General features: G+C 51.6%; 16 protein-coding genes. 7 read left to right on the top strand and 9 right to left on the bottom strand.

All coding sequences use genetic code 11. From position 1 onward, the window contains the following. Nucleotides 1-30: 30 nt before the first annotated feature. Both chbB and osmE read right to left on the bottom strand, forming a co-directional pair. Nucleotides 31-351, bottom strand: a complete 321-nt coding sequence (gene chbB, locus FEK43_RS12945) for a PTS N,N'-diacetylchitobiose transporter subunit IIB (protein ID WP_000412160.1) — start codon at nucleotides 349-351, stop codon at nucleotides 31-33. A gap of 299 nt (nucleotides 352-650) precedes the next feature. After that, nucleotides 651-989: an osmotically-inducible lipoprotein OsmE gene (gene osmE, locus FEK43_RS12940; protein ID WP_064529167.1), complete on the bottom strand. Its 339-nt coding sequence runs from the start codon at nucleotides 987-989 to the stop codon at nucleotides 651-653. Nucleotides 990-1,189: 200 nt separating this feature from the next. Between osmE and nadE the strand changes: the two genes are divergently transcribed. Continuing rightward, nucleotides 1,190-2,017, top strand: coding sequence for an ammonia-dependent NAD(+) synthetase (nadE, locus tag FEK43_RS12935; RefSeq protein WP_064529168.1), 828 nt, complete (start codon nucleotides 1,190-1,192; stop codon nucleotides 2,015-2,017). A gap of 235 nt (nucleotides 2,018-2,252) precedes the next feature. Next, the gene (gene cho / locus FEK43_RS12930) at nucleotides 2,253-3,140 is read left to right on the top strand and encodes an excinuclease Cho (RefSeq protein ID WP_135406943.1); all 888 of its coding nucleotides are present in this window, start codon (nucleotides 2,253-2,255) and stop codon (nucleotides 3,138-3,140) included. On the opposite strand, the gene ves is transcribed toward cho, so the two are convergent. From ves to astC, 7 genes are all read right to left on the bottom strand, one after another. Further along, nucleotides 3,100-3,675 carry an environmental stress-induced protein Ves gene (ves, locus tag FEK43_RS12925; protein ID WP_131161167.1) on the bottom strand — a complete coding sequence of 192 codons (576 nt, stop codon included), beginning with the start codon at nucleotides 3,673-3,675 and terminating at the stop codon, nucleotides 3,100-3,102. The two genes, cho and ves, sit on opposite strands and share 41 nt — an antisense overlap. Nucleotides 3,676-3,872: 197 nt before the next feature. Next, nucleotides 3,873-4,358 (bottom strand): ATP-independent periplasmic protein-refolding chaperone Spy, encoded by a 486-nt coding sequence (gene spy, locus FEK43_RS12920; RefSeq protein ID WP_130208314.1) that lies wholly within the window; start codon nucleotides 4,356-4,358, stop codon nucleotides 3,873-3,875. A gap of 328 nt (nucleotides 4,359-4,686) precedes the next feature. Next, nucleotides 4,687-5,655: a succinylglutamate desuccinylase gene (astE, locus tag FEK43_RS12915; protein WP_135406946.1), complete on the bottom strand. Its 969-nt coding sequence runs from the start codon at nucleotides 5,653-5,655 to the stop codon at nucleotides 4,687-4,689. Next, a complete protein-coding gene (astB, locus tag FEK43_RS12910; RefSeq protein ID WP_135406950.1) occupies nucleotides 5,648-6,991 on the bottom strand; it encodes an N-succinylarginine dihydrolase in 1,344 nt (447 codons plus the stop codon). The genes astE and astB overlap by 8 nt, the downstream gene beginning before the upstream one ends. Beyond that, entirely contained in the window at nucleotides 6,988-8,466 is a 1,479-nt protein-coding gene (astD, locus tag FEK43_RS12905) for a succinylglutamate-semialdehyde dehydrogenase (RefSeq protein ID WP_135406954.1), read from the bottom strand. The genes astB and astD overlap by 4 nt, the downstream gene beginning before the upstream one ends. Beyond that, entirely contained in the window at nucleotides 8,463-9,497 is a 1,035-nt protein-coding gene (gene astA / locus FEK43_RS12900) for an arginine N-succinyltransferase (protein ID WP_130208322.1), read from the bottom strand. The genes astD and astA overlap by 4 nt, the downstream gene beginning before the upstream one ends. Continuing rightward, nucleotides 9,494-10,714 carry a succinylornithine/acetylornithine transaminase gene (astC, locus tag FEK43_RS12895; protein WP_135406957.1) on the bottom strand — a complete coding sequence of 407 codons (1,221 nt, stop codon included), beginning with the start codon at nucleotides 10,712-10,714 and terminating at the stop codon, nucleotides 9,494-9,496. Before astC ends, astA begins: the two co-directional genes overlap by 4 nt. A gap of 445 nt (nucleotides 10,715-11,159) precedes the next feature. Between astC and xthA the strand changes: the two genes are divergently transcribed. The 5 genes from xthA (at nucleotide 11,160) to FEK43_RS12870 (ending at nucleotide 14,796) form a co-directional block, all read left to right on the top strand. Further along, the gene (gene xthA, locus FEK43_RS12890; protein ID WP_135406960.1) at nucleotides 11,160-11,966 is read left to right on the top strand and encodes an exodeoxyribonuclease III; all 807 of its coding nucleotides are present in this window, start codon (nucleotides 11,160-11,162) and stop codon (nucleotides 11,964-11,966) included. A 167-nt stretch (nucleotides 11,967-12,133) separates the two neighbouring features. After that, nucleotides 12,134-12,844 carry a TVP38/TMEM64 family protein gene (locus FEK43_RS12885; RefSeq protein ID WP_131161163.1) on the top strand — a complete coding sequence of 237 codons (711 nt, stop codon included), beginning with the start codon at nucleotides 12,134-12,136 and terminating at the stop codon, nucleotides 12,842-12,844. Between the two features lie 4 nt (nucleotides 12,845-12,848). After that, entirely contained in the window at nucleotides 12,849-13,526 is a 678-nt protein-coding gene (gene ydjY / locus FEK43_RS12880; protein WP_135406964.1) for a lipoprotein YdjY, read from the top strand. A 14-nt stretch (nucleotides 13,527-13,540) separates the two neighbouring features. Then, on the top strand, nucleotides 13,541-14,248 hold the full coding sequence (locus tag FEK43_RS12875) for a TVP38/TMEM64 family protein (protein ID WP_135406967.1): 708 nt from the start codon (nucleotides 13,541-13,543) through the stop codon (nucleotides 14,246-14,248). Beyond that, nucleotides 14,248-14,796 carry a carboxymuconolactone decarboxylase family protein gene (locus tag FEK43_RS12870; protein ID WP_135406970.1) on the top strand — a complete coding sequence of 183 codons (549 nt, stop codon included), beginning with the start codon at nucleotides 14,248-14,250 and terminating at the stop codon, nucleotides 14,794-14,796. The genes FEK43_RS12875 and FEK43_RS12870 overlap by 1 nt, the downstream gene beginning before the upstream one ends. The last annotated feature ends 5 nt before the right edge of the window (nucleotides 14,797-14,801 follow it).

Genomic DNA, 14,801 nt, shown 5'->3' with positions numbered 1-14,801 from the left:
AAATAACTCTTTGACGGGAAAATTTAAAAATTAATTTGCTGCGGCTTTTTTAATTGCTGCAACTGCAGCCTTAAGCACGCCTAAACCATCGACTTTGCCATATAACAACGAGTCAATTACTTCCACCGGTTTGTTGGGTAACAAACGCTGAATTTCGGGCAACATATAAGCAATCTGCGGCCCTAATAAAACGACATCGGCATTCAGCCCTTTTTCACCAGCCAGCGTTTCCGGAAATGCTTCAATAATGACCGGAACTTCATATTTTTCTGCCTGAGCGCGCATTTTTGATACCAGTAAAGAGGTAGACATGCCCGCAGAACAAAACAGATAAATGTGTTTCTTTTCCATAAAACTGCCCTCATCAACGATTATCTGTCAGCCAGACACTCCGCAAGCCTTCACCTGCTTCCATGCTCTGGGTAACTTGCGAAACCAACATGACTTTTTTTGGTGGCTGAAAAGAGTATACGGTATTGACCTGAGCAATAGTATTTCTTTGACTATACAAATTGTCTCTCCTTGACCTGCTGTTATGACCACCTTCACATTTCGGTTAAATAATTCGCGTCAACAAATAAGAACACGAGCATAAAAAAACCGGCACAATGGCCGGTTTTCGTGGTGACTCAAGCTTTCAGATGAAGGAATTACTTCGCAGCCTGCGGATCAGTGTCGTATTCGGCACAGGTCTGATAGCCGGTATTGATCACATGCCCGGTATCATCTAACGCGACAAAATAGGTTTCTGCTTTACCATCACGTTGACCCAGAATGTAGGTCTGGCAAGTACCACGAGCATGGATCATGCTCACTTCAGACGAAGGTTTACCCGCAATTTGTGCAACCTGCGCCCGGCTCATGCCTTTTTTGACGTCTTTCACCACAGGCTGTACAAACTGGTCTTTGGTACGATCATACGCCGTACAACCTGCCAGCATGGTTAATACCGCCGCTGCACCCAGAATTCCTGCCATATTCTTGTTCATATTCCGTCCTCTTGTTTATCAGCGTGTTAGATAAGCCTGGAATACATCGGGGGCTTTTTCAAGCCTGAGAGCGAAACGGTTTCGCTTTCAGAGGATTCCTGTATGACGTTTTAACCACCATTCAACCTGCTGTCGCTTGTCGTTTCTGTAGCAACGGGTTAGCTTTAAGGAAGTTTTATTTTTCTGTCTGGAGGGGTTCAATGACATTGCAGCAACAAATAATAAAGGCGCTGGGCGCAAAACCGCAGATTAATGCTGAAGAGGAAATTCGTCGTAGCGTCGATTTTCTGAAAAGCTATCTACAAACCTACCCGTTCATTAAATCACTGGTACTCGGCATTAGCGGTGGTCAGGACTCTACCCTTGCCGGTAAGTTGTGTCAGATGGCAATTAATGAACTGCGCCAGGAAACCGGTAATGAATCACTGCAATTTATCGCCGTGCGCCTGCCCTACGGTGTTCAGGCCGACGAACAAGATTGCCAGGACGCCATTGCCTTTATTCAGCCGGATCGCGTATTAACCGTCAATATCAAGGGCGCGGTACTCGCCAGTGAACAGGCATTGCGGGAAGCGGGTATCGAACTGAGCGATTTTGTGCGTGGCAATGAAAAAGCACGTGAGCGGATGAAAGCGCAATACAGCATTGCGGGTATGACTAATGGCGTCGTAGTTGGCACCGATCATGCGGCAGAAGCCATTACTGGATTCTTCACTAAATATGGTGATGGTGGCACAGACATTAACCCTCTGTATCGTCTGAACAAACGTCAGGGTAAACAGTTACTGGCGGCGTTAGGTTGCCCTGAGCATCTCTATAAGAAGGCCCCAACAGCCGACCTGGAAGATGACCGCCCGTCACTGCCAGATGAAGTCGCGCTCGGCGTAACGTATGAAAATATCGATGACTATCTGGAAGGGAAAAATGTCCCGGAACAGGTCGCCAGAACGATTGAGAACTGGTATCTGAAAACCGAGCATAAACGCCGCCCACCCATTACTGTTTTCGATGATTTCTGGAAAAAATAAACAGTGCGGCCTCCCCGCCTGAGATTGTCGACACCAAACACTTTATTCATGCCGGATGTGGCGTAAACGTCTTATCCGGCCTACAAAACTTTGCAAATTCAATACATTGCATGAGTCGAGTAGGCATGATAAGCGTAGCGCATCAGGCACTGTTAGCTTTGTCATCGGCCTTGCCACTTTTTTAATCGCCACCCACCCGCTATACTGGATAAATGACCAGCATTCGGAGTAAACAGTGGTACGGCGTTTAACTTCCCCGCGGCTCGAATTTGAAGCGGCGGCAATTTATGAATATCCCGAACATTTACGTTCATTTCTTAATGACTTACCCACCCGGCCCGGTGTGTATCTGTTTCATGGCGAAAGTAACACTATGCCGCTCTATATCGGCAAAAGCGTTAACATCCGTAGCCGCGTCCTTTCCCATTTACGTACCCCGGATGAAGCGGCCATGCTGCGACAATCCCGACGCATTAGCTGGATATGTACCGCGGGCGAAATCGGCGCCCTGCTCCTTGAAGCGCGTCTAATCAAAGAGCAACAGCCTTTGTTTAATAAACGGTTGCGCCGCAATCGTCAGCTCTGCGCCCTGCAACTGAATGAAAAACGCGTGGATGTGGTGTACGCCAAAGACGTGGATTTTTCTACTGCGCCAAACCTGTTTGGCCTGTTTGCCAACCGCCGCTCGGCATTACAGGCATTACAGACAATCGCCGATGAACAAAAGCTCTGTTATGGCCTGCTCGGGCTGGAACCGCTAAGCCGCGGTCGTGCTTGCTTTCGTTCAGCGCTAAAACGTTGCGCCGGAGCGTGCTGCGGAAAAGAGAGCCATGAAGATCATGCTCAACGTCTGCTCCAGTCGCTGGAACGTTTGCGGGTGATCTGCTGGCCGTGGCAAGGGGCGGTTGCGTTGAAAGAACAGCACCCGGAAATGACCCAATACCATATTATTCATAACTGGCTGTGGCTGGGGGCAGTTAATTCGCTGGAAGAGGCGGCAACGTTGATCCGTACGCCTGCCGGATTCGATCACGATGGTTATAAAATTCTTTGTAAACCACTACTTTCCAGTCGCTATGAAATTACTGAACTTGATCCGGTGAATGGCCTGCAAGCCAGTTAATTTCACTGAACAGCAGTTTGCCTTGCGGTTGCAAAAGCCGCAGGGTGTGTTTGCCATCGTACCAGCACGCGCCCTGGTCGGTGGTTAACAATTTTTCGCCCAGTTGCCATGCCCCGCTAATCACAAACACCACCCCGCCGCGTGAGCCAAAAGTGGTGAACGTGCGATCGGCAATTCTGACTTTCGCCTTACAGGCATCCAGGCGCGTCATAATGTTGAAATCCATCGACATCAGCCCTTCCGTCAGTTTCGCTTTTACCACCTGGTCCGCCGCAAAAGCAAAAGGCTGTAACGGCTTTAAGGTATGGCTAAAACGGTCTGCGCTTTCAAGAAGCATCTCACCGCCTTCCAGCAGCGTCACACTTCTTTCCATCCCAGGAAATAAAGAAAATTCACCATTGGCCGCAATGGACGCAATGCTGGCACGCCAGTAAAAATCACGTTTCGCAGGGGGAAAACTACAGATCTCACGAGTTTCACCGGCAGCGTTTCGCCACAGGTTCACCGACATTTTACGCATATCAAAGTATTCCATACTCGCTCCGGGCATGCTCTTTTCATTGTTATCGCTCAGGCAACCGTGGATTGTTATCGGCAACTCGTATGATTTACCTTAACGTTTTCGCAAAAATGACAGGCACAGGCGCATAAAAGAAAACCGCCGATCCTGTCCACCGCCTTACTGCAAGGTAGTGGACAAGACCGGCGGTCTTAAGTTTTTTGGCTGAAAGATTATTCAGCAGTTGCAGGCATTTTACCTTTTCCCGCTGGGCGTTCTGTCAGACGCTTCTCAAAATTAGCATTAAATTGCTTTTTCTGCTCCGGCGTCAGGATGTTGTAAATCTTGTTCTGGGTTTCCATATGCGCCAGCATGTTAGCTTTGCGCTGTTCTTCCATTTTAGCAATCTGCGCTTCAGCTTTTGCTTTGTCGAAAGTATCGCTGGCGATGATGTCATGCATTGCGCGGCGTTCTTCCAGCGGCGGACGTTTCATCTGGTCACGCTGGCCTTTCATAATTTCACGAATCTGCTGTTTCTGCGCGTCGGTCAGGTTCAGGTCTTTGAACATCATGTCCTGATGCGGACCGAACTTGCCTTTATGGTGCATCATCGGCTTCGCGTCAGCCGGTGCTGCGGTAGTGGTGTCAGCGGCGTGGGCCAGGTTAGCCGCGCCAAGAGCCAGGGTAGAGGCAACAAACAGTGCAGTTAATTTACGCATATTCTATATCCTTCCTTTCAGTTATTTGTTACGGCTTTCTTAAGTAACGTGCCGTGTTGACGAGATTAACTTTACTGAGTTTAGCGTCAATTAATCAGAGCAACGGTAAATCAATGAAAGTATAAAAAACATTTTTTCGCCAATTATGGAGAAAAAAAGAAAAATTGAAGGAAAGTGATGAATAAATATTACAAGACAATGATTTTGCAGAAATTATGAAGGACTATACCTGATAAATGGCGATAAATAAAGCAAACATCCAGGATTAATCCGTATTATTCCGAAAGTCGTTATTAAATACCCGCAGAAACCTTTCTGCGGGCAAGTGCTAGGTTATTTTTTCCAGCATTAATCCCGCGCGTAATCCCAACGCCACCAATGGATTGGGGAATAGCACATATTCAATATCATGAGTCACGGTAAAACGTTCCTCATCATCCTGCGCCAATAACGTTCCTTTCTTAAACGGCGTGAAATTCAGCGTCTCGCTCGCCATATGCAACTCGAAGGCAGCAGTGTGACGGGTAATCTGCGAAACCACCCGGTAACGCTGGGGCAGTTTTCTCTCTATACCGACACTTGCCCCTGCTAACAGCGCAGCAATTGCATTGGTGGTTGGCGCAAACTGACGAAGATCGTTTTGCCCAAACGGCAGTGCTTTGCCTAGCTCCAGCGTACACGCCAGTGCGCCAAAATGTTGGCAGCTGAAATGGGTAAACGTGCCGCCGGGCGCCTGATGAAATACCAACGCCTCTAGCCCTGCCGCGCCCAGCCATGTCAGAAAACTTTCGTCCCAGGGAATTTCTCGTTGCGGTAAAATACCAAACCGCTGGTGGTACGAGCCGCGGATGGCTGTATGCAGATCAAGATGCCAGCGAAATGACTCCTTCCCCTGCTGATAAAAATCTTCCAGGCACTGTTCCAGCTCGCGGGCGCGGCAGGTTTCGCTGCTTTCGGCAAATTGCTGCCAGCGTCCGCCAAACATCCGGTTCATATCGCTATGGCAATAGCGCTTTCCTTGCTTGAGCGCAGGGGGATTTCCGAGGATTGCCAACAAGCGCCAGCGTAACTTAATTTCACCGTGATAAATTGCGCCAAGTAAGGCGTCCAGCATTTCTACAGGCGCCGTTTCATTACCGTGGATCCCCGCCGAAATTACCAACGCGCCTTGCGGTGGGATTAATGGCGTCAGTTCCAGCACGCCATCCCCCAGCCAGCGCCAGCGAATACCGTTGATTTCTCTCTCGGTGATGACAGGTTTTTTACCCTCTAATGTCAGAGTGAGAAAATTATCCATTCTCCCCTCCCTCACGCTGGAACGGATAAACCGAACCGAGATTCAATAATTGAGTCAACGCATCCAGTGCTTCCCGCCCTTCGCGCAGCAATTGCGGGTCGGCCAGATCGGCAGCACTCAGACGATCGCGGTAGTAACGATCCACCCAGTCATTGAGCGCATTAAACAGCGTATCGTTCATCATCACCGCCGGATTCACCGCCTGACGTTCTTCATCCGTCAACACAACGCGCAAACGCAGGCACGCAGGGCCTCCGCCGTTCGCCATGCTTTCGCGCAAATCAAAAACTTTTAGTGAGCTTATCGGGTTATCCGCAGCAAGGAGTTCATTGAGATAACGCCATACTCCGGCGTGTTCCCGACACTCCTGTGGCAGCACCAGCATCATCGAACCATCATCGCGACTCAACAACTGGCTGTTAAACAGATAGGTCGAGACAGCATCCGGAACGGAAACCTGCGACGTCGGTACTTCTATCGCCATAAAGCCGTTGACCCGCGAACGCAGGTTTGCCAGTAATTGCGCCTGGCGAGCGAACGCCTGTTGATGGCAAAACAGCACCTGACGGTTACTCACGGCAATCACGTCATTATGAAAAACGCCCTGGTCGATAACGTCCGGGTTTTGCTGGGCGAAAATCACCTGCTGCGGATTAACCTGATTCAGCCTGGCTACCGCCTCGCTGGCTTCGCGGGTCTGCCGCGCCGGATATCGGGAAGGCCGCGTACCGTGACCCTCTTCTCGCCCGTAAACAAAAATCTGCATGCCCGGTTCGCCGTAATGACCGCCGAGGCGATTGTGGTTTGCCGCCCCTTCGTCACCGAGCATCGCCACCTGTGGCAACGCCGAATGGATGGTGAATTTCTCTTTATCGTTAAAAATGGCGTTTAACAGCGATTCGGTGACGGGGGCTTCCAGCGAACGGTGAAATTTATTGTTCAGGTTGGCGACCGTGAAATGTACTTTGCCATCCAGCGTATCGGCGGATGGCGCTACCGTGGCCGCATTAGCTACCCACATTGGCGATGCTGAACTGACGCTGGAAAGCCAGTGTGGTGCCTGGCGGGCAACCTTTTCCAGTACCTGCTCATCGCTGCCGCTAAATCCCAACTGACGCAGCACCGGAATAAACGGTCGCTCGTGCGGCGGGATCACCGCCTGGGGAAATCCCGCATCGGCAAGGGCTTTCATTTTCAGTAAGCCTTGCTTCGCCGCCAGTCGTGGATTCGATACCTGAAAACGATGACTGGTGGAGGCTTCATTACCAAACGACAGACCAGCGTAATGGTGCGTCAGCCCCACCAATCCATCGAAATTGACTTCCCAGGTATTCATCGCACCACCTCTTCGGAAAAATCCAGCCCGGGGTTAAGCGTTGCGGGCAACGTTAACGAGTCCGACTCCAGGCTCGCCATCGGCCAGGCACAATAATCCGCCGCATACCAGGCGCTGGGGCGATGGTTGCCGGAAGCGCCAATGCCGCCGAATGGTGCTGTACTGGCGGCTCCGGTAAGCGGTTTGTTCCAGTTAACAATTCCTGCCCGCGCTTCCAGTAATAGTTGCTCGAACTTTTCCCGTTTTGGGGAAACCAGCCCACAAGAGAGGCCAAAGCGGGTGTTATTCGCCATCTTTATCGCCCCATCAAAAGTGTCATAACGCCATACGCGAAGTAGCGGCCCAAACACTTCTTCATCCGGCACGCCTGAAACGCCTGTCATTTCAACGATCCCCGGCGTCAGCAGCGATGTTCCCGCTTGTAGCAAACGTGGCGCAAGCAGCGTTTGCCCGCCCAATGCTTCCAGTTCCTGCCAGGCAGTAACAACCTGCTGTGCGGCCTGTTCAGAAATCAGCCCACCAATAAACGGCTGCGGTTCGTCATCCCATTTCCCCGGCGTTAACCGCTGGCTGACGGCAACAAGGCGAGCAAGAAACGCATCGCCCTGCGCCCCGCTTTTCACCAATAAACGGCGGGCGCAGGTGCAGCGTTGCCCGACAGTGACAAATGCCGACTGGATAGTCAGATGGACAGCGGCGTCAATATCCACCACGTCATCAATAATCAGCGGGTTATTGCCGCCCATTTCGAGGGCAAGAATTTTTTCCGGCTGACCGGAAAGCTGGCGATGTAACTGGTAGCCGGTATTGGCGCTGCCGGTAAACAGCAAGCCGTCGAGATCCTCCAGCGCACTGAGTGCCTGACCGGTTTCGCGCCCACCTTGCACCAGGTTCAGCACGCCCGACGGCAAGCCTGCCTGCTGCCATAAACGCATGACTGCCTCGCCGCTCCAGGGGGTTAGTTCGCTGGGTTTAAAGATTATCGTGTTACCTGCCAGCAGCGCCGGAACGATATGCCCGTTAGGCAGATGCCCGGGGAAATTGTACGGTCCAAACACCGCCAGCACGCCATGTGGACGATGGCGCAAGCTCGCCGCTCCATCCGGCATTTCACTACGCTGCTCTCCCGTGCGAGCGTGATACGCCTTGATTGATATCGCGATCTTATTGATCATCGCCGTCACTTCGGTTGCCGCTTCCCAACGCGGTTTGCCGGTTTCTCTGGCAATAATCGCCGTTAATTCGGCTTTGTTGCTTTCCAGCAGTGCAGCAAATCGTTCAACTCTTACCTGACGATCGCCAAAAGAGAGCCGCGCCCAACGCGGAAACGCTGCACGAGCGGCCCGACAAGCCTGCTCAACCTGAGCAGCATCGGCATCGTTGCCCTGCCATAACACCTCGCCCGATACCGGATTACGCTTCACGCGCAGTGCGCCCTGGCCCGTCACCCAGTCACCGTTGATCCATAAAGTCATGCTGTTTTCTCCTCTGCACACAGGCGCACCAGACGAACGCGATCCCCGGCGTGGCATTTGAGGGCATCCAGTTGTGCGGCGGTTAAAATCAAACGTTCGGTCGCCGGATCGGCTCGCACCAGCAACACGCGGAAATGGTGATAATTTTCATTGGCGACCAGGCAAGCCGGAAAATCGCCCTGTGCAGGTTGTCCTTCCGCTACTTCCACCAGCCGACTTTTGCGGATAGCGCGAACGCGGTCAATGTCACACTCCAGCGTCGGCCCGCCGTCGAAAATGTCGATATAGTTGCGGTAGCGAAAGCCCTCTTTTTCCAGCACCGCCCGCGCGGGCGCAGTTTGCGGATGAACCTGACCGATGACGTCCTGGGCTTCCTGGGATAAAAAGTCCGTATAGATCGGATGTTTCGGCATCAGTTCTGCAATAAATGCCTTTTGCCCGGTGCCGCAGAGAAAATCGGCGCGGCTAAAATCCATCGAAAAGAAGCGTTTACCGAGGCTTTGCCAGAACGGTGAATAGCCGTGTTCGTCAATCACCCCGCGCATTTCCGCGACCACTTTGTCATTAAACTTGTCGCGAAAAGCCGCCATAAACATAAAGCGCGATTTCGACAACAAATAGCCGTTGCCCTCTTTGCGCCAGTCCGGGTCGAGAAACAGCGTGCACAGCTCGCTGCTGCCGGTGTGATCGTTACTGAGAAACAGCGTCGGCAACGCGTTATAGACATTCAGCTCTTTTGAGGCGTGGACCAGCGTGCCGACGCGATAGTTGTACCAGGGATCGTTCAGCCCAACTGCCACCTCTATGGCGCAAATTCCCGCCACAGTACCTGTTTCACTCTCTTCCAGCACAAACACATAGCCCTGCTCGCTTTTGGGCAGTTCGCCCTGCCAGGTTTTGATTGCCCTTTCGATACGTGCCGAAAGCGTGGCTTCATTGGCGGGAAGCGACGTCAGGCCGCCGCCCGTTTTGCTGGCAAGCTGCATCAGCGCTGAGACATCTGATCGCTCAACGGGACGGATGACCATCATGATGAACCTCGGCTAACAAAGTGTTCGCAAGCAGCTGCAAAGCGATCCAGTCCGGTCGTCACCTCTTCTTCGCTGACATTGAGCGCAGGCGCAAAACGCACCACGTTGCCACCCGCAATCAGTACCATCACGCCCGCTTTCGCCGCTTCCTGAGAGATCTGTTTCGCTTGCCCGGCGTAATCGGCATTCAGCACACAGCCAATCAGCAGACCTAAGCCGCGAATTTCACTGAACAAACCGCAGCGGTGATTAATGGTATGAAGACGCTCAACAAACCAGTCGTGACGCTGTTTAACCCCGTTAAGCATTTCTGGCGTGTTGATGAGATCCAGCACTTTGCCTGCTACCGTCGAGGCCAGTGGATTGCCGCCATAGGTGGTGCCGTGGGTGCCAACGGTCATCACGCTGGCGCATTCTTCGGTTGCCAACAACGCACCGACCGGGAAACCGCCGCCCAGCGCTTTGGCGGTGGTTAACAGATCGGGCGTCACGCCGTAGTGCATATAGGCATACAGTTCCCCGGTGCGCCCGACGCCCGTTTGTACTTCATCAAAAATCAGCAAAGCATTGTGGCGGTCACACAATTCACGCAGACCTTGTAAAAACGCGTTGCTGGCGGGTACCACACCGCCTTCCCCCTGGATGGGCTCGACAATCACCGCACAGGTGGAGTCATCAATCCGCGCGCTGGCAGAGTTAATATCGTTATACGCAGCATGACGGATATCCGGCGGCAGTGGCGCAAAATCCTGTGAATAGGCTGGCTGCCCGCCTGCGCTGACGGTAAACAGCGTGCGCCCGTGAAACGCATTTTTAAACGCCACGATGCCGCTCTTATGGCTGCCGTAGCGGTCGTGGGCGAATTTACGCGCCAGTTTTAGCGCCGCTTCGTTGGCTTCCGCACCGGAGTTACAAAAGAAGACGCGATCGGCAAACGTGGCGTCGATCAATTTTTTCGCCAGTCGCAGTACCGGTTCGTTGGTGTAACCGTTGCCGGTATGCCAGAACTTACTCGCCTGTTCGTTCAGCGCCTCGCGCAGTTCCGGATGCGCATTGCCCAGCGCGTTCACCGCAATGCCACCTGCGAAGTCGATATACTCTTTCCCCTGCTGATCCCACAAGCGCGAACCTTCGCCACGTACCGGTATAAACGGTGCCGGAGCGTAAACAGGTATCATCCATTCATCAAAGTTTTCACGCGTAATTGGCTGAGACATAGCGACCTCTACAGTAAATAATTCGTTATTTATATGTTAATAATAAGTAATGTTTGAGCTGTAAATGTAGATTGCAGGGTTCATGCCAGCCAGGGGGAAAAGTGCATAAATGACGGTCACTAACTGTAAATCAATGAGTTACAACCGAACGATATGCACCTTAAGTGCATATAAAGTGAATATGTTTGCCATGTGGATGAATAAATAGAATAAAAAACGCAATGTTATGCAGAAGTAAAATATAATTCTGGAATTGTGATCATTGGCGAAATTTACTGGAAATTACTGCGCCATTCTGACGCAACCCGCACCAAAAGCGGGCATTTTCTGCGCCATCGTTGACATCATTAACAACCATCGATCAAATCACTTAACAACAGGCAGTAAGTCAGACGAATTTCTGCTAACATCCACGCACTCATTATCAGAATAAATGGCAGCGACTATGAAATTTGTCTCTTTTAATATCAACGGCCTGCGCGCCAGACCACACCAGCTTGAAGCGATCGTCGACAAGCACCAGCCTGATGTGATTGGCCTGCAGGAGACAAAAGTTCATGATGATATGTTTCCGCTCGAAGATGTGGCAAAGCTCGGCTACAACGTGTTTTATCACGGGCAGAAAGGCCATTACGGCGTGGCGCTGTTGACCAAAGAGACGCCGATTGCCGTGCGTCGTGGCTTCCCAAGCGACGGCGAAGAGGCACAACGGCGGATTATTATGGCGGAAATCCCCTCACCGCTAGGCAATGTCACCGTGATCAACGGCTACTTCCCGCAGGGCGAAAGCCGCGACCATCCCATAAAATTCCCGGCTAAAGCACAGTTTTACCAGAACCTGCAAAACTACCTGGAAACCGAACTCAAACGTGATAATCCGGTGCTGATTATGGGCGATATGAATATCAGCCCCACCGACCTGGATATCGGCATTGGCGAAGAGAACCGTAAACGCTGGCTGCGTACTGGTAAATGTTCTTTCCTGCCGGAAGAACGCGAATGGATGGACAGGCTGATAAGTTGGGGGCTGGTCGATACCTTCCGCCATGCGAACCCAGAAACGGCAGATCGCTTCTCGTGGTTTGATTACCGCTCAAAAGGTTTTGACGATAACCGTGGTCTGCGTATCGACCTGCTGCTTGCCAGCCAGCCACTGGCCGAATGCTGCGTAGAAACCGGCATCGACTATGAAATCCGCAGTATGGAAAAACCGTCAGATCACGCACCTGTCTGGGCCACCTTCCGCCGCTAATTTCTCCGTTCTCCTGGCTCGCACTGGGTCAGGAGAATTAACCTTGAGAAAAATCAACAAACTGTCAGTAATGATTTGTTGCCCGCCGTCCTTTGTTATACCGTCACTGCGTTTTTTAGTTGTCTGACCACTTCTCTATTATCAAGTTTGATATAGGAAACTCCACGATGAACGCTGAGCGTAAATTTCTTTTTGCCTGTCTGTTTTTTGCGCTGATAATTTACGCTATCCATGCTTTCGGTTTATTCGATCTACTCACCGATTTACCCCACTTACAGACACTCATTCGCCAGAGCGGATTGTTCGGTTATAGCCTCTATATTCTGTTATTCATCATCGCCACCCTCTTTCTGCTACCGGGCAGCGTACTGGTGATCGCTGGAGGAATAGTTTTTGGCCCGCTAACAGGAACGCTACTTTCGTTAATTGCCGCCACGCTGGCCTCGTCGTGCTCATTCCTGTTGGCGCGCTTTCTGGGGCGTGATTTACTGTTGAAATACGTCGGTCATTGCCACACTTTTCAGGCTATTGAAAAAGGCATTACGCGTAACGGTATCGATTTTCTTATTCTGACCCGCTTAATCCCGCTATTTCCATACAATATTCAAAATTACGCTTACGGATTAACCGCCATCGCCTTCTGGCCTTATACCCTTATTTCGGCATTAACCACTCTGCCTGGAATAGTGATTTATACCGTGATGGCCAGCGATCTTGCCAGTGAAGGCATTACGCTGCGCTTTATTTTACAACTCTGTCTGGCGGGCCTGGCGCTGTTTATTCTCGTCCAGCTCGCCAAACTCTACGCCCGACACAAACATGTGGATCTGTCTGCTTCGCGCCGCAGCCCACTTACTCACACAAAAAATGAAGGATAGAACGATGTTGCAACATTATTCAGTGTCATGGAAAAAAGGACTGGCTGCACTGTGTTTACTGGCCGTTGCGGGGCTTAGTGGCTGCGATCAAAAAGAGAATACGGCGGCAAAAGTGGAATACGACGGGCTTTCGGACAGCCAGCCGCTGCGTGTCGATGCAAATAACCATACGGTAACCATGCTGGTGCAAATTAATGGGCGTTTCCTCACCGACGATACCCGCCACGGTATTGTGTTTAAAGATGGCTCCAACGGACATAAATCGCTGTTTATGGGTTATGCCACGCCGAAAGCATTTTATGAAGCCCTGAAAGAGGCCGGAGGTACGCCGGGCGAAAACATGACGATGGATAATAAAGAAACGACTCATGTCACAGGCAGCAAACTGGATATTTCAGTTAACTGGCAAGGGGCGGCAAAAGCGTATTCCTTCGATGACGTGATTGTTGACAGTAATGGCAAGAAACTGGACATGCGCTTTGGCGGTAATTTAACGGCAGCTGAAGAGAAAAAAACGGGCTGCCTGGTATGTCTGGATAGTTGCCCGGTCGGTATTGTCAGCAATGCGACATACACTTATGGTGCGGTGGAAAAACGCAGCGAAGTGAAATTCAAAGGCAATGCCTCGGTTCTCCCGGCAGATAACACGCTGGCAACGGTTACCTTTAAAATCGCCGAATAAAACCAGGATAAAGGATGATGAAAATGCAATCGCGTAAAATCTGGTACTACCGCATAACCCTCATCATCCTGTTGTTCGCGATGCTGCTGGCATGGGCGCTGCTTCCCGGCGTCCATGATTTTATCAATCGCAGCGTTGCGGCGTTTGCCGCCGTGGACCAACAGGGTATAGAACGCTTTATTCAGTCTTACGGCGCACTAGCGGCAGTTGTCTCGTTCTTGTTGATGATTTTACAGGCCATTGCTGCACCGCTACCTGCGTTTTTGATCACCTTTGCCAATGCGTCGCTGTTTGGCGCGTTCTGGGGCGGCTTGCTGTCGTGGACCAGTTCGATGGTAGGCGCGGCGCTGTGCTTTTTTATCGCCAGAGTGATGGGCCGCGAAGTGGTGGAAAAGTTAACCGGTACAACGGTACTCGACAGCATGGACGGCTTTTTCACTCGCTACGGCAAACACACCATCCTGGTATGTCGGTTATTGCCTTTTGTCCCTTTCGATCCAATCAGCTATGCTGCCGGTTTGACTTCAATACGTTTTCGCTCGTTTTTTATCGCCACCGGGCTCGGTCAGTTACCAGCGACTATTGTTTATTCCTGGGCGGGCAGCATGTTAACAGGCGGTACTTTCTGGTTTGTCACCGGACTGTTTATTCTGTTTGCCCTGACCGTGGTGATTTTTATGGCGAAAAAAATATGGCTTGAGCGCCAGAAGAGGAATGCCTGATGGGGTTACCACCGCTTAGCAAAATCCCTTTAATTTTACGTCCACAGGCGTGGCTGCATCGTCGCCATTACGGCGAGGTGCTAAGCCCCATCCGCTGGTGGGGGCGGATCCCGTTTATCTTTTATCTGGTGTCGATGTTTGTTGGCTGGCTGGAGCGCAAACGCTCACCGCTCGATCCAGTAGTGCGATCGCTTGTCAGCGCGCGTATCGCGCAAATGTGTCTGTGTGAGTTTTGCGTGGATATCACCAGTATGAAAGTCGCCGAGCGTACCGGCAGCACCGATAAATTGCTGGCGGTAGCTGACTGGCGACAAAGCCCGCTCTTCAGCGACGAAGAACGGCTGGCGCTGGAATACGCCGAAGCGGCAAGCGTTACGCCGCCAACGGTCGATGATGCCCTGCGCACCCGACTGACTAGGCATTTTGACGCCCAGGCGCTCACCGAGCTGACGGCATTGATCGGCTTGCAAAATCTGTCAGCCCGTTTTAATTCTGCCATGGACATTCCCGCTCAGGGGCTGTGCCGTATTCCTGACAAACGTTCTTAAGGAGA

Source organism: Escherichia sp. E2562 (assembly GCF_005781075.1).
Taxonomy (GTDB): Bacteria; Pseudomonadota; Gammaproteobacteria; order Enterobacterales; family Enterobacteriaceae; genus Escherichia.
This window is presented reverse-complemented; position numbering and strand designations above follow the sequence as displayed.

Excerpts from the sequence above, each read along its gene's own strand:
- astD (WP_135406954.1), bottom strand. The coding sequence starts at position 8,466 with ATGACTTTATGGATCAACGGTGACTGGGTGACGGGCCAGGGCGCACTG.
- astB (WP_135406950.1), bottom strand. The coding sequence starts at position 6,991 with ATGAATACCTGGGAAGTCAATTTCGATGGATTGGTGGGGCTGACGCAC.
- nadE (WP_064529168.1), top strand. The coding sequence starts at position 1,190 with ATGACATTGCAGCAACAAATAATAAAGGCGCTGGGCGCAAAACCGCAG.
- FEK43_RS12870 (WP_135406970.1), top strand. The coding sequence starts at position 14,248 with ATGGGGTTACCACCGCTTAGCAAAATCCCTTTAATTTTACGTCCACAG.
- ves (WP_131161167.1), bottom strand. The coding sequence starts at position 3,675 with ATGGAATACTTTGATATGCGTAAAATGTCGGTGAACCTGTGGCGAAAC.
- spy (WP_130208314.1), bottom strand. The coding sequence starts at position 4,358 with ATGCGTAAATTAACTGCACTGTTTGTTGCCTCTACCCTGGCTCTTGGC.
- osmE (WP_064529167.1), bottom strand. The coding sequence starts at position 989 with ATGAACAAGAATATGGCAGGAATTCTGGGTGCAGCGGCGGTATTAACC.
- FEK43_RS12875 (WP_135406967.1), top strand. The coding sequence starts at position 13,541 with ATGATGAAAATGCAATCGCGTAAAATCTGGTACTACCGCATAACCCTC.
- chbB (WP_000412160.1), bottom strand. The coding sequence starts at position 351 with ATGGAAAAGAAACACATTTATCTGTTTTGTTCTGCGGGCATGTCTACC.
- astA (WP_130208322.1), bottom strand. The coding sequence starts at position 9,497 with ATGATGGTCATCCGTCCCGTTGAGCGATCAGATGTCTCAGCGCTGATG.
- xthA (WP_135406960.1), top strand. The coding sequence starts at position 11,160 with ATGAAATTTGTCTCTTTTAATATCAACGGCCTGCGCGCCAGACCACAC.
- astC (WP_135406957.1), bottom strand. The coding sequence starts at position 10,714 with ATGTCTCAGCCAATTACGCGTGAAAACTTTGATGAATGGATGATACCT.
- FEK43_RS12885 (WP_131161163.1), top strand. The coding sequence starts at position 12,134 with ATGAACGCTGAGCGTAAATTTCTTTTTGCCTGTCTGTTTTTTGCGCTG.
- astE (WP_135406946.1), bottom strand. The coding sequence starts at position 5,655 with ATGGATAATTTTCTCACTCTGACATTAGAGGGTAAAAAACCTGTCATC.
- ydjY (WP_135406964.1), top strand. The coding sequence starts at position 12,849 with ATGTTGCAACATTATTCAGTGTCATGGAAAAAAGGACTGGCTGCACTG.